The sequence below is a fragment of the Ruegeria sp. AL1 genome (assembly GCF_056540905.1).
The window spans coordinates 67,615-87,071 of record NZ_JBQFXP010000013.1 but is presented as its reverse complement, the minus strand read 5'-3'; the positions used below and the strand labels follow the sequence as shown (position 1 = coordinate 87,071).

Below are 19,457 nucleotides of genomic sequence, written 5' to 3'. Positions count from 1 at the left end.
AAATTCGACGAACGGCAAGGCAAATGTCCGACAACAGCGACAAGACCACTCATTTCGGGTTCGAAACCGTGCGCGAGGCTGAAAAGGCCGGGCGCGTGCAGGGCGTATTCAACTCGGTCGCCTCGAAATACGACGTGATGAACGATGTCATGTCGATGGGCATCCACCGGGTCTGGAAAGACGCGATGATGGACTGGTTGGCCCCGCGCCCCGGGCAGCGTCTGCTGGATGTGGCGGGCGGCACCGGAGACATCTCCTTTCGCTTCCTCAAACGAGCAGGCCACGGCCACGCCACCGTTCTGGACCTGACCGAGCCGATGCTGGTCGAAGGCCGCCAACGGGCTGAGGCCGACCAGATGGCCGACAGCCTGAACTGGGTGGTGGGCGACGCGATGGCCCTGCCGTTCGAGGACAACACATTCGACGTCTACACAATCTCCTTCGGCATCCGGAACGTGACTCGCCCGCAAGAGGCGCTGAACGAGGCTTACCGTGTGCTGAAACCCGGTGGCCGCCTGATGGTGCTGGAATTCAGCCAGCTGCCCAATGACGGGTTGCAGAAACTTTACGACCTCTACAGCTTCAACGTCATCCCGCGCATGGGCAAGCTGATCGCCAACGATTACGACAGCTATCAGTATCTGGTCGAGTCGATCCGCAACTTCCCCGATCAGGACACTTTCCTGTCGATGGTCCGCACCGCCGGATTCGAAAACGCCAAATACCGCAACCTGAGCATGGGCATCGCCGCGCTGCATTCCGGCTGGAAAATCTAGATGCGTGGCCCTCACAACATCATCCGCCTGATACGCACGGGTGCCACTTTGGAGCGCACCGGTGCCATGAACGTGGTGCTGGACGCGTTCGAAGCGCCCCGCACCCTGCGCATCGTGGCGCATAGCTTGGGCAAACCCTTCCAATGGCTCGGCTACAAGGGCGACCCCGAGATGCCGCCCGCAACCCGCGCGCTGACCGCGCTGGGACCGGCCTATATCAAATTCGGTCAGGTGCTCTCGACCCGCCCCGATGTGGTCGGCGACGAACTGGCCGCGCAATTGCGTGTGCTGCAGGACAAACTGCCGCCCTTCTCGAAGGCCGAAGCCATGGCAGAGGTCGAACGGGAGCTAGGCCAACCGGTGTCAGAAATCTTCAGCGATTTCAGCGAACCCATCGCCGCCGCCTCAATCGCACAGGTCCACAAGGCCAAGCTAACCAGCACAGGCGAGGATGTCGCCGTCAAAGTCCTGCGCCCCGGCATCGAGCGTGCCTTCCGCAAGGACGTCGACGCCTTTTATTTCGCTGCTCGCATCGTTTCCCTCTGCGCCCCCGGCGCACGCCGCCTGCGCCCGATGGAGGTGATCGAGCATTTCGACGGCGTAGTGCGCGGCGAGCTTGACCTGCGTCTGGAAAGCGCCGCCGCCTCGGAATACGCCGCCAACACCAAGGACGACGCAGGCTTCTGGCTGCCCCCCGTGGTCTGGTCCCTGTCCGCGCGCCGCGTCATGACGCTCAGCTGGGCGGACGGCATTCCACTGGGCGACAACGATGCACTGGACGCCGCCGGCCACAACCGCCGCGATCTGGCGGAACGCGTCCTGCGCCTGTTCCTGCTGCATGCCCTGCGCGATGGCTATTTCCACGCCGACATGCATCAGGGCAACCTCAAGGTCGCCGCGAACGGAGACATCATCGCCTATGACTATGGCATCATGGGCCATATCGACGAATATACCCGCCGGGTCTATGCCGAGATCCTCTTCGGCTTCATCCGCCGCGACTATAAACGTGTGGCCGAGGTGCATTTCGAAGCCGGTTACGTCCCCGCCAATCAAGACGTGGACGAATTCGCCCGCGCCCTGCGCGCCGTGGGAGAGCCGATCTTCGGCATGGATGCCACCCACATCTCGATGGGCCGCCTGCTGAACTACCTGTTCGAGGTTACCGAACGCTTCGGCATGGAAACCCGCACAGAACTGATCCTGCTGCAACGCACGATGGTGGTGGTCGAAGGCGTCGCGCGCTCGCTTGACCCTCACATGAACATCTGGGAAGTCGCTCGCCCGGTCGTCGAGGACTACATCAAGAAATCCATCGGCCCCCGCGCGGCCCTGCACGATCTGGGCAAAACCGCGCTGGTCCTGGCCCGCTTCGGCCCTCGTCTGCCCGGGTTGGTCGAAAGCGCCTTGATTTCCCAAACCTTGAAGGATGAGCCCCAAGGCGCCCGACTGTCGCAAGTGATATGGCCTGCCGCCATAGGCGCCCTGGTCGGCGCCACAGTCACGGCCCTGCTTGTCGCTCTCAGTTAATCACAAGCCCGCAGCTTCATCTGGCCAAAAATATCCTCGGGGGGAATCGCGCCACCAGGCGCGATGGGGGGCGGACAGCCCCCCCGTTACCCGATCCCGGATCAGAGCCGCTCGATAGCGATTGCGATGCCCTGACCACCACCTATGCACATGGTGACCAGCCCTTTGGAGCCACCGGTGCGTTCAAGTTCGTACAGCGCTTTCAGCGTGATAATGGCACCGGTCGCGCCGACCGGATGACCCAGAGCAATTGCGCCCCCATTGGGGTTCACTCTGGCTGCGTCAAGACCCAATTCCTTGTTCACCGCCAACGCCTGCGCCGCAAAGGCTTCATTGCTTTCAATCACGTCAAAATCCGAAATCGACAAGCCAGTCTTGGCCAACAGGTTCTGAACTGCCGGAACGGGCCCGATCCCCATCACCTCGGGGCGTACACCGGCATGAGCATAACCCAGAATGCGTGCCTTGGGCTTTAAACCTGCCTTTTCGGCCGCATCCGCAGTCGCCAAAACCATCGCCGCCGCACCATCATTGATTCCCGAGGCATTGCCCGCTGTCACGCGACCCTCTTTCTTGAAGACCGGGCGCAGACCGGCCAGCACCTCTGCGGTGGTCGCTTTGGGGTGCTCATCCACCATGAAATCGACCATGTCGCGCTTGACCTTGACCTGAACCGGCGTGATCTGGCTTTGGAAATACCCCGCCTCGATCGCCGCCGCGGCCCGAGTCTGGCTGACCACAGCAAACTCATCCATCTGCTCACGGGTAATCTGATGCTCATCCGCCACGTTTTCGGCTGTGACACCCATATGCCCCGTCCCAAACGGGCAGTTCAGGGCACCGACCATCATGTCCAGCGATTTGATATCGCCCATCTTTGCGCCCCAGCGTGCCTGCTGCATGATGTAAGGTCCGCGCGACATGCTTTCCGCACCGCCAGCAAGAGCGAAATCCGCATCCCCCAGCATCAGAGACTGCGTTGCCGAAACAATCGCCTGCGCCCCGGACCCGCACAGGCGGTTCACATTCATCGCGGGTGTCTCATCAGGTATACCGGCCTGTTTTGCCGCTGCCCGCGACAGGTACATGTCGCGCGGCTCGGTGTTGATGACATGACCGAAGACAACATGCCCGATCTGACCGCCTTCGACCCCGGACCGCTCCAGCGCCGCCTCGGTGGCAACAGTCGCCAGATCAATAGGTGCAGTGGATGCCAAAGCGCCGCCAAATGTTCCGATGGCGGTCCGTGCACCGTCCAGAATCACTACGTCAGTCATGTCTTACTCCTCCTGAATTTGCGCGCATTATGCACTTGCAGCATAAGTTGCATATTGGACTCTCTGTCACGCCCGGAATTGACAAACCGGTGCGCCTCGCACATGTGTTTTCCGTCATGACGGAAAACACAGACGATATCCTGAACCGCTTGCCCGCCCGCCTGAAAGAGGCCCGTCGCGCAAAGGGGCTGTCATTAGAAGCTGTTGCCAACCTCAGCGGCGTGTCTCGTTCAATGGTCAGTCAGATCGAGCGCGGCGAGAGCAGCCCGACCATCTCGACCCTGTGGAACCTGACCCGCGCCTTGCAGGTGGATTTCGCGGGTCTGCTCGAAGACTCAAAATCCACAGATCGGATCGAGGTATTGCAAAAATCCGAAGTGCCCAGCATCGACAATATGGGCCAGAGATGCAGGATCCGCATCCTGTCGCCACCCGAAGAAGCGGGCGGGCACGAGGTCTATGACATTCAGTTCGACGCTGGCGGTGCTTTGAACAGTCAACCTCATGCCCGTGGCGCGCGCGAACAACTGACTGTGCTGGAAGGGTCGGTTCGCGTCACATCCGGAACTGCGGTCTCTGAACTTGGCCACGGTGACACCGCCCGCTATGCTGCGGACATCGCTCATTCCATATCCGCCGCCGAACCGGCGCGGGTCTTCCTGATCGTCAAGAACGCCTGACATACGTAAAAAATCCATCTTCACGGATATTTTTCCTTCATACTGTAATTCCCCTATTTGGGAATTACCTCCGTTATGTTAGATGCACGACTCAGGTAAACGGAGGCCGCCATGGCAGATGCATTCCTGTCCCATATCTCGGACACACTCGCGCAGATCGAATCCGAGGGTCTTTACAAACGCGAACGAATGATCACCTCGCCTCAGGGCGGAGAGATCACAGTGGGCGACCGGCAGGTCATCAACCTGTGCGCCAACAACTATCTGGGATTGGCCGACCACCCGGCGTTGATCGACGCCGCCAAGGGTGCGATGGAACCCAAGGGCTTCGGCATGGCCTCGGTTCGTTTCATCTGCGGCACTCAGGACATTCATCGAGAGTTGGAACAGCGCTTGGCAAAGTTTCTGAACAAGGACGACGCGATCCTGTTCGCCGCCTGTTTCGACGCCAATGGCGGGTTGTTCGAACCGCTTCTGGGACCCGAAGACGCCATCATATCGGACAGCCTGAACCACGCCTCGATCATCGACGGGGTACGGTTGTGCAAAGCCAAGCGCTATCGCTATCTGAACAACGACATGAACGATCTCGAAGCCTGGCTGAAACAGGCGCGCGAGGACGGCGCGCGGCACATCATGATCGCCACTGATGGCGTTTTCTCGATGGATGGCTATCTGGCCAACCTGCCAAAAATCCGCGAGTTGGCCGACAAATACGACGCCATCGTCATGGTGGATGATTGCCACGCCACCGGCTTCATGGGGCCGCGCGGCGCGGGCACGCCGGATCATTTCGACGTCGATGTGGACATTCTGACGGGAACTTTGGGCAAGGCATTGGGCGGAGCCATCGGCGGCTACATCGCCGGACCTCAGCCAGTAATCGACCTGCTGCGGCAGCGGGCGCGGCCCTACCTGTTCTCGAATTCGCTGCCGCCATCCATCGTCGCAGCCGGATTGGAAGCGATCCGACTGGTGGAAGAGGGCAACATGCTGCGCGCGCAACTGTTCGGCAACGCCAAATACTGGCGCGCCGGGTTGGAGAAACTGGGCTTTGACCTGCTTCCAGGTGAGCACCCGATCATCCCGGTGATGCTTGGCGAGGCGCAACTGGCGCAGGACATGGCCGCCAAATTGTTTGAGGAAGGTGTCTATGTCTCGGGCTTTTTCTTCCCCGTGGTCCCGCGCGGACAGGCGCGGATCAGAACCCAGATGAACGCCGCCCTGACGCGTAACGAGTTGGACCGTGCGCTGGCCGCGTTCGGCAAGGTCGGCAAAGACCTGGGTGTGATCGCATGATCTTGCCGTCCGTCATCGACGCGATTGGCAACACGCCCCTCGTCGATCTTACCCGTATTTGCCAACGTCTCGATCTGGACGGGCGCATTCTGGCCAAGCTGGACTATCTGTTGCCCGGTTTCTCCAAAAAGGACCGCGCCGCTAAATCCGTAATTGAACTGGCCCGCGCGGATGGCACGTTGTCGCCCGGCCAGACGGTGGTCGAGCTGACATCGGGCAATATGGGCACCGGGCTGGCGATTGTCTGCGGCATTCTGGGACACCCGTTCGTGGCAGTGATGAGCGCAGGCAACTCGGTCGAGCGTACGCGCATGATGCGCGCCCTCGGGGCCGAGGTTGTCATCGTTCCGCAAGCCGAAGGCAGCAAACCCGGCGAAGTCTCGGGGGTCGATCTGGCTTTGGTCGACGCCGCCGCACAGCGTATCACGACCGAACGCCGGGCGTTTCGCGCCGATCAGTTCGGTCACGCAGGAAACCCGAAGGCGCATGCCGCCGGTACGGGGCCTGAGATCTGGGAACAGTCCGGTGGCAGCGTCACATCCTTTTGCGACTTTGCCGGGTCCGGCGGTACGCTAGCCGGAGCGGCCGCTTATCTGACCCCCCTTGGCGTGCGCTGTTATGCTGTCGAACCTGAAGGCGCACGCGCATTGGCCGGAGAAACCATCAGTACCCCCGATCATCCCATCCAGGGCGGTGGATATGCTATGGGAGACCTTGTTCATCTGAACAGAACCACGTTGGCTGGCCATATGTCGGTGTCCGGCGACGCCGCGCGCGAAGGTGCCCGGTTGCTGGCCCGGGCCGAGGGGATATTCGCGGGGTATTCCGCAGGCGCCAATCTTTCCGCAGCCATCGATCTTCTGCGCGGACCCGAAAAAGGCGGCTGCGTCGCCATTGTAATGTGTGACAGCGGGCTGAAATACCTGTCCACCGATTTGTGGGAGTGATCTGATGCGACCCAACACCATGAAAGCCCTTGAAAAATCTCATCCCAAAGAGGGGTTGTGGATGATTCAGGCCCCGGTCCCGGAAATCGGACCCGACGAGGTTCTGATCCGCATCCATAAAACCGGCATCTGCGGCACCGATATTCATATCTGGAACTGGGACGAGTGGGCCGCCGCGACGGTCCCGGTGCCGACGATCACCGGGCACGAATTCGCCGGGGAGATCGTCGAAATGGGCCGCAACGTGACCGGGCTTGAGATCGGCCAGCGGTGTTCCGGCGAGGGGCACCTGATCACCAATGACAGCCGTCAGAGCCGGGCGGGCAAGTTCCATCTCGATCCCGGCACGCGCGGGATCGGGGTCAATGAACAGGGCGCGTTTGCGCAATACCTGAAACTGCCCGCCTTCAACGTTGTACCGCTGCCCGACGATATCCCCGACGAGATCGGAGCCATCCTCGATCCACTGGGCAACGCCGTGCACACCGCGCTCAGCTTTGATCTGCTGGGCGAGGATGTGCTGATCACCGGCGCCGGCCCCATCGGCATCATGGCCGCCGCCGTCGCTCGCCACGCTGGGGCGCGGCATGTGGTGATCACGGACATCAACCCGGACCGCCTGTCGCTAGCCGAGCATGTGGTGCCAACCGTGCGCACGGTCGATGTTTCGAAAGAAGACCTGCAGGACGTCATCGTCGCGTTGGGTATGTCGCAGGGTTTTGATGTGGGGCTTGAGATGTCGGGCTCTCAGGCCGCACTGGACCAGATGGTCGAGGCGTTGGTAATGGGCGGCAAAATCGCGCTGCTGGGCATTCCGCCGGGCAAATCCCCGGTCGACTGGTCGCGCATCGTGTTCAAGGCGATCACCATCAAAGGCGTCTACGGGCGCGAGATGTTCGAGACCTGGTACAAGATGATCGCCATGTTGCAAAATGGTCTGGACGTCACCCGCGTGATCACGCACCGTTTCGGGGTCGACGATTTCGCACAGGGCTTTGCGGCAATGAAGTCCGGCCAATCCGGTAAGGTGGTGCTGGACTGGACGTAAGGCACTGGAAAGTTGCAAAAGCAGGCCATACACAGATGTAAACTGCACATCAAAGAGGCCACATGAGCGACAAGACAGACCGGTTTCTGGAACGCGGAATCGAGGATTCTCTGGTCACCGATTTCGCGGAAACGCACCGTAAAAGCTATGGCGATTTTCTTCAGCTCAAGACGCTGCTGAACCTGCAAAAGACCTTTCAGGATCCGGCGCAACCGGACGAGATGCTGTTCATCATCATCCATCAGGTCAGCGAGTTGTGGCTGAAACTGATGCATCACCAACTGGTCGAGGTGCGCCGCTTTCTGCAACAGGACGAGTTTGGCCCGGCGATGAAGAATCTCGACCGGATCAAGGCCATCCAGAGGCAATTGATCGCCGCATGGGAAACCTTGCTGACCATGACGCCGGCCGATTACATGACCTTTCGGCAGGCGCTGGGCAATTCCTCGGGTTTCCAAAGCTATGGCTACCGTCAGATCGAATTCATTCTGGGCAACAAGGATGCCTCGACCCTGAAAGTGCACGAGCATGACCCTGAAATTATGGGTCTGCTGAACGCCGCGCTGACCAAACCCTCGCTTTATGACGAGGTGCTGCACATGTTGGCGCGACAGGGTTTCGATGTACCTCAGGACCTTCTTGAACGCGACTATGCCATGCCCTATTCCGGCGATCCGCGGATTGTGAAAATCTGGGTCGAGGTGTTCCGCAACACCGGGAAATACTGGGACCTCTATGCGCTGGCAGAAAAGCTGATGGACGTCGAGTCGCTGTTCCAGCGTTGGCGCTTCGATCACGTCACAGCGGTCGAACGGGTGATCGGCAATCAACCCGGCACCGGAGGGTCCAGCGGCGTGTCTTTCCTGCGCAAAGCCTTGGATTTGCGCTTTTTCCATGATCTGTACGACATGCGCACTGAACTGATGTATTCCGAACAGGAGTAAGCCATGTTGTATCGGGGTTTCACGCAGGATGAACTGGATCGGGAATACTCTCCCCGATCGATGATTGGCGGCGATCTGACACCCTATGTTGAAAGTTACGCCGCGCTGAGTGCACAACACCGGGCGCAGATGAAATGCCGCGAAAATCTGGCGTATGGCGACGGTCCGGCACAAGTTCTGGATTTCTTTCCTGCAAAGGGCGCTGGCGCGCCGTTGCATGTGTTTATCCACGGCGGGTACTGGCAGGCCCTCAGTCAGCGGGAATCGGCGATGGTCGCCCCCGCCATTATCGAGGCGGAACAGTCCTTTGCCACACTGAACTACACGCTCGCCCCGAATGCGCGCATCGGCGACATGATTGCGGAATGCCGCAAGGCCTTGTTGTGGCTGGCCGACAACGCGTTTGATTTAGGATTCGACCCGACCCGCATCACCCTGTCAGGCCACAGCGCAGGCGGACATCTGGCAAGTATGGTCATGGCGACTTCGGCTGATGCGCTGGCCCGTGCTGGGCTGCGTGTGCGCGACGTTATCCTGATCAGCGGAGTATATGATCTGGAGCCAATCAGCCTGACGCCGGTGAACGATCCCTTGCAGCTGACTCCGGTCGAGATACATGATCTGTCCCCGATCCTGCACCTGCCCGCCCCCGGCCCACGATACCGGGTGACAGTCGCCGAGCGCGACACGCCCGAGTTTATCCGCCAAAGCCGGGACTACGCCGAGCTGCTGCGCAAAGGCGGGCATTCGGTTAGTTTCGATCTGCAAAAGGGAATGCAGCATTTCGACATCATCATGCATCCGGGCACGTTCCTGGCGGGATCGCAGTAGTCGGGGGTTTGACCTCGGACAAATCTGACCCTGGTTTCACAAACCGACTCAAGTCCTACGAACGTAGAGCCGTAGCATCCCCGGAAAATATCAGATTCGAGATCAAACTCCGGGGCAGCTTGCGATGCAACTGATATTTGCTTGCGTCAGAGGCAGTCTCGTAATTTGCACCCCTTCAAAGCCAGAAAAGTTAGTGTACACGATTCCGAGCATCAAACTGACGCAGCGCTTTCTTTACCTCGCGATTGCTCAAGACAGCTATGGCCGCCTTGTCAGCCAAGCTGATGATCATCGTTTTGGAATCATCGATACGTAGGACGAAAGGCCTGTTGTGACTTGCGCAGTGGATCGCCACATAGCGCTCTTTCCTTTCAGGGTCATTGTCGATCATCAGGTGCAGGGCGACAACATCTTGGGATGACAGATCAGGCGCCATGTCAAGCAAGAGCGCAGCGATCAGGCCCAGACGCTCTTTTCGTGCAAGTTCGCAATATTGGACTACGACTTCCTTCTTCAAATTGCGACCAGAGTTAAACAGTGCTAGTAGCTGCTCTTCTGTTTCCACGGTCTCTTTCGGCATTTTCGGGACAAGCAGAAACCTCTCGGCCACTTCTATCCCGTTGAAGACGATTTCTTCTCCCTGCTCGGTACGCACAGGGATACCCCAGATCACTGTTTGCTGGCCAAAAACGCTTGCAAAACTACCAGGACGCACACCAAGGAATAGGCCACCCGTAACCTCATATGCTACCTGTGCGTAGCCCGCGAGTTGAGCATTCTCAATCTTGGCCTGAAGGCCCACAGCTTCGCGGTCCCGAAAACGTTGACCTCGGGCTCCGTCCAGTTTCAGGAATTGTTCCAATTTCGCGGGGTAATCCCCATCCGGCACCACATGCACGCGCGGCTGAAGCCAGGCATTGATCCGTTTGTGGTAGTCCGAATAGGACGCAAAAAACCGGGAATCCAGCGCTTCCAAGACGGCGCCTTCCATCTCTGGGGCTTCGATAAGCGCATCCAAACATGCCGCCAGCTCCGACAGGCCTGCGTTTTTCAAGCCATTCTGCGCATAAGCCAGCGTCATAGGGTCCATCTGTGAATTGTGCCGGAATTGGGAATGACCCCCATTGCATACCTGTGCGTAGTAATAGTCGGCATTGTATGCTTCTTGAGCCTCCTCCACGATCTCATTGGCGGAGTAGGCACCCCGATCACGCACGGCGTTCACCCAACTGACAACTGAGCCAACAAAAGCGTATTCTTTCGCGTCCTTTGCGAGCACAGATGCAGGAACAAATATCTCATGGCGGTGCTGGCGGGATTTGAAAAGATTGCGAAGCATCTCTTAGTCTTCCTAAACGAAACATTGAATCAAGTGGTGGTTCATCACCTATAGGGCGAATGAATTGTGGAGCGAATATGGCGGTAGCACAAAAAAGTGCGCCCGTTGGGCTCCAAGTCAACGGATGGAACAGGAAAGACTATCAAACCTGTAAAATACTGACTTTCAAACTAAATTTCGAAAATCAAAGGCCGTAAGGTTTCACAGCAAAAACAGCGGCCCAATTGAGCCGCTGCTTCCTGTTTAAATTTGAACCCGGGTCAGTCCAGCGTCCGGGTGACCTCTTCGCGTTCGAAAATCTCGATCACGTCGCCTTGGCGGATATCGTCGTAGTTCTCGAACGCCATACCGCATTCCTGACCCGACTGAACCTCGGCCACTTCGTCCTTGAAGCGCTTCAGCGTCTTCAGCGTGCCTTCGTGAATCACCACGTTGTCGCGCAGCAGGCGGACACCTGCGGAACGACGCGCCACACCTTCGGTGACCAGACAGCCAGCAACCTTGCCGACGCCAGTGACCTTGAAGACTTCGCGAATTTCGGCGTAACCGATGAACTTTTCGCGGATCTCGGCGCTCAGCAGGCCGGATGCGGCGGCTTTGACGTCGTCCACGAGGTCATAGATCACCGAGTAATAGCGAATCTCAACGCCCTTCTGGTTCGCTGTGTTCCGCGCCGAGGCGTTGGCACGGACGTTGAAGCCAAAGATCGGTGCGCCAGACGCTTCGGCCAGACCCACATCCGTTTCGGTAATCGCACCAACGCCCGAATGCAGCACGCGCACGCGCACTTCGTCATTGCCGATCTTCTCCATCGCCTGAACGATCGCTTCAGCAGAGCCCTGCACATCCGCTTTCATCAGAATCGGCAGCTCGGTGACGTTTTCGTCTTCCTTGGCCTTCTGCATCAACTGTTCAAGGGTGGTCGCGGCACCGGCGGCGGCGCGTTTGTCCTTGGCGGCTTGTTCGCGATACGCGGCAATCTCCCGGGCCTGCGCTTCGGTCTCGGTCACGTTCAGAACGTCACCGGCCTCGGGTGTACCATTCAGACCTAGAACCTCGACCGGAACGGAAGGCCCGGCTTCCTTAACGCGGTCACCCTTGTCGTTGATCAGCGCACGGACCTTACCGTATTGCTCACCCACAACGAAGATATCGCCCTGACGCAGCGTGCCGTTCTGAACCAGAACGGTGGCCACGGGACCGCGGCCCACATCCAGCTGCGCCTCAATCACGGCACCTTGGGCGGCGCGGTCGGGGTTGGCTTTCAGTTCCAGAATCTCGGCCTGCAGCGCGATGGCTTCCAGCAGTTCATCGAGACCTTGACCGGTGATGGCGGACACTTCGACGTCCTGAACCTCACCCGACATTTTCTCGACGATGACTTCGTGCTGCAGCAGATCGGTACGGACCTTGTCGGGATTCGCATCCGGCTTATCAACCTTGTTGATCGCCACGATCATCGGCACTCCGGCCGCCTTGGCGTGGTTGATCGCCTCGATCGTCTGCGGCATCACCGCATCGTCGGCAGCCACAACCAGAACCACGATATCCGTGACCTGCGCCCCGCGCGACCGCATCGACGTAAAGGCCGCGTGGCCCGGCGTGTCCAGGAAGGTCAGCGTGGTGCCGCCATCGGTTTTCACCTGATAGGCACCGATATGCTGGGTGATGCCACCGGCCTCGCCCGCCACAACGCGGGCGTCGCGGATCGCATCCAGCAGCGAGGTCTTACCGTGGTCAACGTGACCCATGATGGTGATGACCGGCGGACGCGGCTGCAGATCGTCTTCACTGTCTTCGACCTCTTTGATGACGTCTTCCACGTCCGAATCGGAGACGCGGGTCACCTTGTGGCCGAATTCTTCGATAATCAGTTCGGCGGTGTCTGCGTCGATGGTCTGGTTTTGCGTAACCATCATGCCCATTTGCATCAGCGATTTGACAACGTCAGCCACACGCTCGGCCATACGGTTGGCCAGTTCCGAAACCATGATCGCCTCGGGCAGCTGCACGTCGCGGATCACCTTTTCCCGCTCGACCGTGCCGCCCATGGCCTTCTGACGCGCACGCTCCTGCTTGCGCTTCATCGCGGCCATGGACCGCTGTCGATTGCCTTCCCCACCGGTGGCCTGACCCAGTGTCAGCTTGCCCGAGCGGCGGTTGTCGTCACGGCCCTTGCCACGACCACGCTGCTCACGCTCGCGATCCTGCTTGCGCGGGGTCGCTGCGGGGGCCGGTTTATTGGCTGGGGCGCGTGCGGCTTTAGGCTCTTCCGGCGCAGGGGCCGCAGCGGCACGTTTGGCAGCTTCTTCTGCCTCAACGCGCTTGCGTTCTTCTTCTTCGGCCTTGGCGCGGGCTTTTTCTTCAGCCTCGCGCTGCTCGCGCTCTTTGGCCTCTTGCTCGGCTCGACGACGGGCGCGTTCTTCTTCACGCGCCTTTTCTTCCGCCTCACGGGCGGCGGTCTCTTCGGCCTCACGCGCCTTGGCGGCTTGCAGGGCCTTCAGGCGGCGGTTCATCTCGGCGTCGGAAATCCCGGCAGGACGGCGCGACGGATCACCCGAAGGCGTTGCACCGCCGCTCGGCTTTCCGGCACCCGGCTTGGGGACCACCACGCGTTTGCGTTTGGTTTCCACCACGACATTCTTGGTGCGTCCGTGGCTGAAACTCTGTTTCACATTTCCGGGGCGTGCCCCGCCACGAAGACCCAATGTCTTTTTGCCGTCAGTATCGCTCATAAAGCTTCTTACCCTTCCGCGCGGCCCTTGCCGCCGTCATCCTTTTCGCGCAAGCCACGCAGGCGCTGCGCTTCCTCTACAACACGTTTGGCGAGTCCGCCAGAGGCCAAGGCCGCATGAATCACGGTTTGGCGCCCAAATGCTGCCCCAAGCTCGTCCGCAGTCAACCAGCCGATGTATTTGCCGAAGTGCGGCGTGCTGAGTTTCGACTTACCGCGCCCCGATCCATCGCTGGCCTGAATCAGCACGCTTGCTTCTTCCCGGTCCAGCCACGTCTTGACCTTTTCATACCCGGCAACCGCGTCACCGGACTTGCGCGCCAGGCTGAGCAATTCAACCACACGGCGCGCGATCTGTTTTTCGACCTCGTCGGTCAGGTCCTTCGACGCGCTCACCTGCGCCTTGAACCCGCGCGAGAACAGTTTCTTGCCAACGGCTTTGTCCAGCGCGGCGCGATCCGCCGCAACATAAACCCCGCGCCCCGGCAATTTCGCCGCGACATCCGGATAGACCTGACCATCCGGCCCCGTCACAAAGCGGATCAGCCCGAATTTGGGCTGAACCTCGCCCGTGGCGATGCACTTGCGCTCAGGGCCTTCCGACCGATCCTTATGGACGCCACCGCGACCCATGTCAGCCACCCGAGGCCTGAGATCAGGCCTCGACCTCCTCGTCGGTTGCTTCGCCGTCTTCTTCGGCCTGCTCCAGTTCGGCCGGATCAACCCAGCCCAACATGATGCGCGCCGTCATGACCAAGTCCTGAGCCTCTTCCAGCGTCACGCCGAAAGGTTCCAGAACACCATCATCCTTGATGCGCTCGCCATCAACTGTGGTCCAGCCGCCGGCCAGTTCCCAGTCGGCACAGGTTGCGAAGTCTTCCAGCGTCTTCACGTCGTCCTTGGCCAGCGCCTCTACCATCTGGGGCGTCAGGCCTTCAAAGTCAATAAGGCTGTCCTCGGCGCCCAATGCACGCGCCGCATCAAGCGCTGCTTTGGCCTGTGCTTCCAGGAATTCGCGCGCGCGGGTCTGCAACTCCTGCGCGGTGCCTTCGTCGACACCGTCGATGACCAGCAGTTCGTCGATCTCAACATAGGCCACCTCTTCGAGGTTGGTGAAGCCTTCCGAGACCAGCAGCTGGGCAAAGAACTCGTCCAGATCCAGCGTTTCCATGAACAGCTGGGTGCGGGCTTCGAATTCCTTCTGACGGCGCGCCGATTCTTCGGCCTCGGTCATGATGTCGATGTCCAGACCGGTCAACTGGCTGGCCAGACGAACGTTCTGACCGCGGCGGCCGATTGCCAGCGATAGCTGTTCCTCGGGCACCACAACTTCGATCTTGCCGGCCTCTTCGTCCAGAACCACCTTGGAGACCTCGGCGGGTTGCAGAGCGTTCACAAGGAAGGTCGGCTGATCTTCGTTCCATGGGATGATGTCGATTTTCTCACCTTGCAGCTCGTTCACGACAGCCTGCACGCGGCTGCCGCGCATACCAACGCAGGCACCGACGGGATCAATCGAGCCATCATAGGAAATCACGGCAATCTTCGCGCGCGAGCCGGGGTCACGGGCCACAGCCTTGACCTCGATGATGCCGTCATAGATTTCCGGCACTTCCATCTTGAACAGCTCGGCCATGAATTCCGGCGCGGTGCGCGACAGGAAGATCTGGTGGCCACGCACCTCGCGACGCACTTCCTTGATATACGCGCGCACGCGGTCATTCGGGCGATAGCTTTCGCGGCCGATCTTGTCATTGCGGCGCAGAACGGCCTCGGCCCCGCCCAGATCGACGATGACGTTGCCAAATTCCTCGCGCTTGACCGCACCGTTGATGATGGTGCCTGCGCGATCCTTGAATTCTTCGTACTGACGATCCCGCTCGGCTTCGCGAACCTTCTGCAGGATCACCTGCTTTGCGGATTGGGCGGCAATCCGGCCCATTTCGACCGGCGGGACTTCTTCCACGAAAACGTCACCGACCTCGGGGTTTTCCATGTACTGCTTGGCCTGTTCGACGGTGAACTCGGACTGGTAGTTCTCAAGCTCTTCATCCTCGACCACGGTGCGGACGCGGGTGAATGTCGCCTTACCGGTCTTCCGGTCGATGCTGACACGGATGTCCATTTCCGCGCCATAGCGGCTCTTGGCGGCTCGCGCGAGCGATTCCTCCATCGCTTCGACAACCAGACCGGGGTCGATCATCTTTTCGCGGGCCACGGCCTCGGCGGTCTGCAGCAGCTCCAGCTGGTTGGCTGAGGTGATTGCCATCAGTTCGTCTCCTCTTCGGACCCTTCGGTCTCAATCTCGTCGAAAGCGTTTTCGTTCAGGGCACCGGCGTCTTTGCGCTGGCGCAGCATTTCCTTGATCAGGTCATCGGTCAGGACCAGCTTGGCGTCGCTCAGCCAGTCGAATTGCAGACCGATGGTGATGGTCTCGTCCCCCTCGGGGATGTTGATCAGAACCTCGTCCCCTTCGATTCCGGCCAATTCGCCCTTGAAGCGGCGGCGGCCATCGATCAATTCAGCGGTTTCGATCTTGGCCTCATACCCTTCAAACGTCTCAAAGTCTTTGAGACGGGTCAAAGGCCGGTCGATACCGGGGCTGGATACTTCCAGCGTATAGGCGTCCAAGATCGGGTCCTCGACATCCAGCGTGGCACTGACCGCGTTGGAAATCTCGGCGCAATCGTCCACCTCGATACCGCCATCGGGCTTGTCCGCCATGATCTGCATCGTTGTGGTCTTGCCGCTCATCAGACGGATGCGTACAAGCTCATACCCCAGATCTTCGATCACGGGGGTGATAATCTCGGCCAGTCGCCGGTCGATGGCTGCTTTGGCTATCAGGTCGTTTGTCATTCGGGTCTCTACCCTGCTATCGGGCACAAAAAAACGGGCGCGCGGCCCGTCGAATTTTCCGGTGGAGCCTTGGACCAGAAGTCCAACGCGCCGCTGTTGCAGATGCATATACGCAGGAGTTCCCGAGTCTGCAACCCCCGGCGTAAAACGTGATCAAATCAGGCCAGCCACCACCTTTCCGCGATGCGCCCGTCATCCAGTGTCGCTTTGCCAATCTGCCGCGGCATACCGACATGCGCCGCCACGGCCAGCGCCATATCTGTCTGACTGGGGTGGTAGCGCAGACCGCGTTGATCTTTCAGACCATCCGCGTCAGGCAACGCCGCGACGTCCACATAACCATCGCGCAACGCCTCGGCCCGGACATGCGGATCGGGGATGACGATCACCTCGAAACGGTCCGCCCATCCGGCCTGCCCGGTCTTGTAATGATCCTCAACCCTGCGGCCCAGGAAATGACGCGAATCCTCGGCCCGTTCGACCTTGTAGCTGCCAGTGCCGTTGGCCTCGTGCAGCGGTGAGACGTCCTGTCCCGCGCGCGTGATAACAAACCGGCTGTCGGCCAGCAGGAAGGGCAGGCCCGGATTCGCCTCGGCGAGTTCCATACGGAAGCGGTTGGGGCCCAGTGCCTCGGCCCGGCCAACGTCGTGCAAAACGGCGATCACATCCTGAACATTCAAGGCAGCGCCATCATGGAACCGGGCATCGTCGCGCAGATCGAAACTCCAGACCCGCGCCCGTTCGTCGGTTTGCCAACCCGACGCAAGCTCTCCGCGCAGGGTACCGTCTGGCGCAATTTCGGTCAGGGTGTCAAACACCGCACCGCGCGCCACCCGGTCCAGACTGTCATCGCGCGGCACCGCCAGACGCAACGTGCCGCCTGTCTTGGGCGTATCCGCCAGCGAAGCCCCCGTGGCCGCCAGCAGTGCAGCGGCGGCACCCGAAGCAAACAGAGCACGGCGGTCGATCCGGGTCATGCGCTCTCCTCGGCTACACGGTCCATGATGCGGACCAGTTCGGCGCTGATGCCGGGTTCAGACAATGCGTGACCTGCATGGCGGACCATTTTAAGCTCGACATTCGGCCAACGCTCAGCCAGCGACCACGCGGCCTGAGGCGGGCAGATCATGTCATACCGGCCTTGCACGATATGTCCGGGGATATGGGCGATCCGATCCATCTGGTCCAGAATCTGACCGTCCTTTTCCAGAAACGCCTTGTTGGTGAAATAGTGATTCTCCAACCGCGCGAAGGTCCGCGCATATTCCCCCGGGCTTTCCCCCACCGACCCGTTCGTGTGGATCGAGGCCAGAGCGTTCTCCCAATGCGACCAGGCGCGGGCATAAAGAACCTCGGTTGCGCGGTCGCCGGAAAACAGGCGCTTGTGATACGCGGCGATGGTGTCGCCCATCTCGCCCTCAGACAGAAGCGAGGTGAACTTGGCCCATTGCTCGGGCCAGAACTTGCCCGCGCCGCCGCCATAGAACCAATCCAGCTCGGCCTGCGTGGCCAGAAACACGCCGCGCAGCACCAACCGGCTGACCCGGTCGGGATGCGTCTGCGCATAGATCAGGGCCAGCGTCGCGCCCCAGCTGCCGCCAAAGGCGATCCATTCGTCGATATCGAACAGGACCCGCAGCCGCTCAATATCCGCCACAAGATCCCATGTCGTGTTGTTCTCGACCGAGGCCGTGGGCCGCGACCGCCCGCAGCCGCGCTGATCGAACAGAATCACCCGGTAATGGCGCGGATCAAAATACCGCCGCATCGCCGGGCTGCAGCCACCCCCCGGCCCACCATGCAGAATCACCACCGGTATCCCATCAGGATTGCCGCATTGTTCCACATAGATACGATGCCCGTCGCCAACATCGACCATGCGCTGATCGAAAGGATCGATCGGCGGGTACAGATATTGAACTGCGCGCTTTTGGTCCGGGTACTTGTCCATTATGGCCCTATATAGTCCTTAAGACGTAAAAGAGCATACGGAGACAGGAATGCAAGCGCATCCGAACACGGTTGACCCGTCCGAGATCGCAAAATTTGAGGCGATGGCGGCGGAATGGTGGGATCCTCACGGGAAATTCAAGCCGCTGCACATGCTGAACCCCTGTCGTCTGGACTATATCACCCAGCAAATCGCGGGTGAGTTTGACCGCGACCTGACCGCTCCGAACCCCTTCGAGGGCCTGCGCCTGCTGGATATCGGCTGTGGCGGCGGGCTGCTGAGCGAACCGATGGCACGCTTGGGCGCGACGGTCGTGGGTGCTGACGCCGCCGAACGCAACCTACCCGTCGCCCGCATCCATGCGGAACAATCGGGCCTACAGATCGACTATCGCCACACCACCGCCGAGGATATGGCCGCCGCGGGTGAACAGTTTGATGTGGTGCTGAACATGGAGGTGGTCGAGCATGTGGCCGATCCACTTGGTTATCTCACCGCCACGCAACACTTGCTGAAACCCGGCGGGTTGCAGGTGTGTTCCACCATCAACCGCAACCCGAAATCCTATGCGATGGCCATTTTCGGGGCCGAGGTCGTCATGCGCTGGCTACCCCGCGGCACGCATGAGTGGAACAAGTTCATCACGCCCGATGAGCTGTTCGACCTGCTACGCCAAGCCGGGCTGGAGCCGGTGGACCGCAAGGGGTTCGTGTTCAACCCGATCCTCTGGAGTTGGTCGATCTCGGATCGGGATTTGAGCGTGAACTATGTGACGGCGAGTGTGAAACCCGCCTGAGGCTACTCCCCCTCCAACTGCAACCGCAAATCCCGCAGTACGGGCAACGTGCTGCGGACCCGCTCGAGCCCTAGCTCTCCGACCACTCGGTTGATCAGCGGCGCAATCGAAGAAATCGCCTGATCGCGCGCGCGGCGGCCGGCGGGGCTGATGGCGACCATCTTGCGGCGGGCATCGTCCCAGTCGGGGCGGATGTGGATGTAGCCGGCCCATTCCAGCTTGGCCAAGGTGTTGGTCATTGCTCCGCGCGTGACGTGGAAGGTGCTGGCCAGTTGGGCCGGGGTGCGTTCGTCGCCCACATACACAAGATGGTTCAGCACCGAAAAATGCGAGATTTCCATGCCCTTGGGCAGCACCCGGCTCAGCCGGTTGCGCAACAATTGGTCGGCGGTCAGGATCTCGCTGAACAGCGTGACCGCAAGGGCATTGGTATCGTCTGCCATAGT

18 protein-coding genes are annotated in these 19,457 nt (G+C 60.1%); 9 read left to right on the top strand and 9 right to left on the bottom strand.

Annotated features, from left to right (window positions below):
• Positions 1-23 precede the first annotated feature (23 nt).
• Positions 24-776: a bifunctional demethylmenaquinone methyltransferase/2-methoxy-6-polyprenyl-1,4-benzoquinol methylase UbiE gene (ubiE, locus tag ACRZ9X_RS19475; protein WP_480521741.1), complete on the top strand. Its 753-nt coding sequence runs from the start codon at positions 24-26 to the stop codon at positions 774-776.
• Complete coding sequence (gene ubiB, locus ACRZ9X_RS19470; protein WP_480521740.1) at positions 777-2,306, top strand: 2-polyprenylphenol 6-hydroxylase; 1,530 nt, start codon at positions 777-779, stop codon at positions 2,304-2,306.
• 101 nt (positions 2,307-2,407) lie between these two features.
• Here the strand turns inward: ubiB and ACRZ9X_RS19465 are convergent, their stop codons facing one another.
• Positions 2,408-3,583, bottom strand: a complete 1,176-nt coding sequence (locus tag ACRZ9X_RS19465; RefSeq protein ID WP_480521739.1) for an acetyl-CoA C-acyltransferase family protein — start codon at positions 3,581-3,583, stop codon at positions 2,408-2,410.
• Positions 3,584-3,699: 116 nt separating this feature from the next.
• Between ACRZ9X_RS19465 and ACRZ9X_RS19460 the strand changes: the two genes are divergently transcribed.
• The 6 genes from ACRZ9X_RS19460 to ACRZ9X_RS19435 all read left to right on the top strand — a co-directional run bounded on the left by ACRZ9X_RS19460 (position 3,700) and on the right by ACRZ9X_RS19435 (position 9,332).
• On the top strand, positions 3,700-4,263 hold the full coding sequence (locus tag ACRZ9X_RS19460) for a helix-turn-helix domain-containing protein (protein WP_480521738.1): 564 nt from the start codon (positions 3,700-3,702) through the stop codon (positions 4,261-4,263).
• Between the two features lie 111 nt (positions 4,264-4,374).
• Positions 4,375-5,562, top strand: coding sequence for a glycine C-acetyltransferase (locus ACRZ9X_RS19455; protein WP_480521737.1), 1,188 nt, complete (start codon positions 4,375-4,377; stop codon positions 5,560-5,562).
• The gene (locus ACRZ9X_RS19450) at positions 5,559-6,509 is read left to right on the top strand and encodes a PLP-dependent cysteine synthase family protein (protein ID WP_480521736.1); all 951 of its coding nucleotides are present in this window, start codon (positions 5,559-5,561) and stop codon (positions 6,507-6,509) included. The genes ACRZ9X_RS19455 and ACRZ9X_RS19450 overlap by 4 nt, the downstream gene beginning before the upstream one ends.
• A gap of 19 nt (positions 6,510-6,528) precedes the next feature.
• Positions 6,529-7,557 (top strand): L-threonine 3-dehydrogenase, encoded by a 1,029-nt coding sequence (gene tdh / locus ACRZ9X_RS19445; protein ID WP_480521780.1) that lies wholly within the window; start codon positions 6,529-6,531, stop codon positions 7,555-7,557.
• A 62-nt stretch (positions 7,558-7,619) separates the two neighbouring features.
• Positions 7,620-8,501, top strand: a complete 882-nt coding sequence (locus ACRZ9X_RS19440; RefSeq protein ID WP_480521735.1) for a tryptophan 2,3-dioxygenase — start codon at positions 7,620-7,622, stop codon at positions 8,499-8,501.
• 3 nt (positions 8,502-8,504) lie between these two features.
• Positions 8,505-9,332: an alpha/beta hydrolase gene (locus tag ACRZ9X_RS19435; protein WP_480521734.1), complete on the top strand. Its 828-nt coding sequence runs from the start codon at positions 8,505-8,507 to the stop codon at positions 9,330-9,332.
• Between the two features lie 190 nt (positions 9,333-9,522).
• Here the strand turns inward: ACRZ9X_RS19435 and ACRZ9X_RS19430 are convergent, their stop codons facing one another.
• The 7 genes from ACRZ9X_RS19430 to pip all read right to left on the bottom strand — a co-directional run bounded on the left by ACRZ9X_RS19430 (position 9,523) and on the right by pip (position 18,215).
• The gene (locus tag ACRZ9X_RS19430; protein WP_480521733.1) at positions 9,523-10,671 is read right to left on the bottom strand and encodes a DMP19 family protein; all 1,149 of its coding nucleotides are present in this window, start codon (positions 10,669-10,671) and stop codon (positions 9,523-9,525) included.
• A 260-nt stretch (positions 10,672-10,931) separates the two neighbouring features.
• Positions 10,932-13,406, bottom strand: coding sequence for a translation initiation factor IF-2 (infB, locus tag ACRZ9X_RS19425; RefSeq protein WP_480521732.1), 2,475 nt, complete (start codon positions 13,404-13,406; stop codon positions 10,932-10,934).
• 8 nt (positions 13,407-13,414) lie between these two features.
• The gene (locus tag ACRZ9X_RS19420; RefSeq protein WP_480521731.1) at positions 13,415-14,038 is read right to left on the bottom strand and encodes an RNA-binding protein; all 624 of its coding nucleotides are present in this window, start codon (positions 14,036-14,038) and stop codon (positions 13,415-13,417) included.
• 22 nt (positions 14,039-14,060) lie between these two features.
• Positions 14,061-15,674, bottom strand: coding sequence for a transcription termination factor NusA (gene nusA, locus ACRZ9X_RS19415; RefSeq protein WP_480521730.1), 1,614 nt, complete (start codon positions 15,672-15,674; stop codon positions 14,061-14,063).
• Positions 15,674-16,264 (bottom strand): ribosome maturation factor RimP, encoded by a 591-nt coding sequence (gene rimP / locus ACRZ9X_RS19410; RefSeq protein ID WP_010442531.1) that lies wholly within the window; start codon positions 16,262-16,264, stop codon positions 15,674-15,676. Before rimP ends, nusA begins: the two co-directional genes overlap by 1 nt.
• A gap of 158 nt (positions 16,265-16,422) precedes the next feature.
• Positions 16,423-17,241, bottom strand: coding sequence for an ABC transporter substrate-binding protein (locus tag ACRZ9X_RS19405; protein WP_480521729.1), 819 nt, complete (start codon positions 17,239-17,241; stop codon positions 16,423-16,425).
• Positions 17,238-18,215 (bottom strand): prolyl aminopeptidase, encoded by a 978-nt coding sequence (gene pip / locus ACRZ9X_RS19400; RefSeq protein ID WP_480521728.1) that lies wholly within the window; start codon positions 18,213-18,215, stop codon positions 17,238-17,240. The genes ACRZ9X_RS19405 and pip overlap by 4 nt, the downstream gene beginning before the upstream one ends.
• Positions 18,216-18,264: 49 nt before the next feature.
• Here pip and ubiG point away from each other — a divergent pair, with 49 nt between their 5' ends.
• Positions 18,265-19,011, top strand: a complete 747-nt coding sequence (gene ubiG / locus ACRZ9X_RS19395; protein WP_480521727.1) for a bifunctional 2-polyprenyl-6-hydroxyphenol methylase/3-demethylubiquinol 3-O-methyltransferase UbiG — start codon at positions 18,265-18,267, stop codon at positions 19,009-19,011.
• 2 nt (positions 19,012-19,013) lie between these two features.
• Here ubiG and ACRZ9X_RS19390 read toward each other — a convergent pair whose 3' ends face one another.
• Positions 19,014-19,454 carry a MarR family winged helix-turn-helix transcriptional regulator gene (locus ACRZ9X_RS19390; protein WP_480521726.1) on the bottom strand — a complete coding sequence of 147 codons (441 nt, stop codon included), beginning with the start codon at positions 19,452-19,454 and terminating at the stop codon, positions 19,014-19,016.
• Between the last annotated feature and the right edge of the window lie 3 nt (positions 19,455-19,457).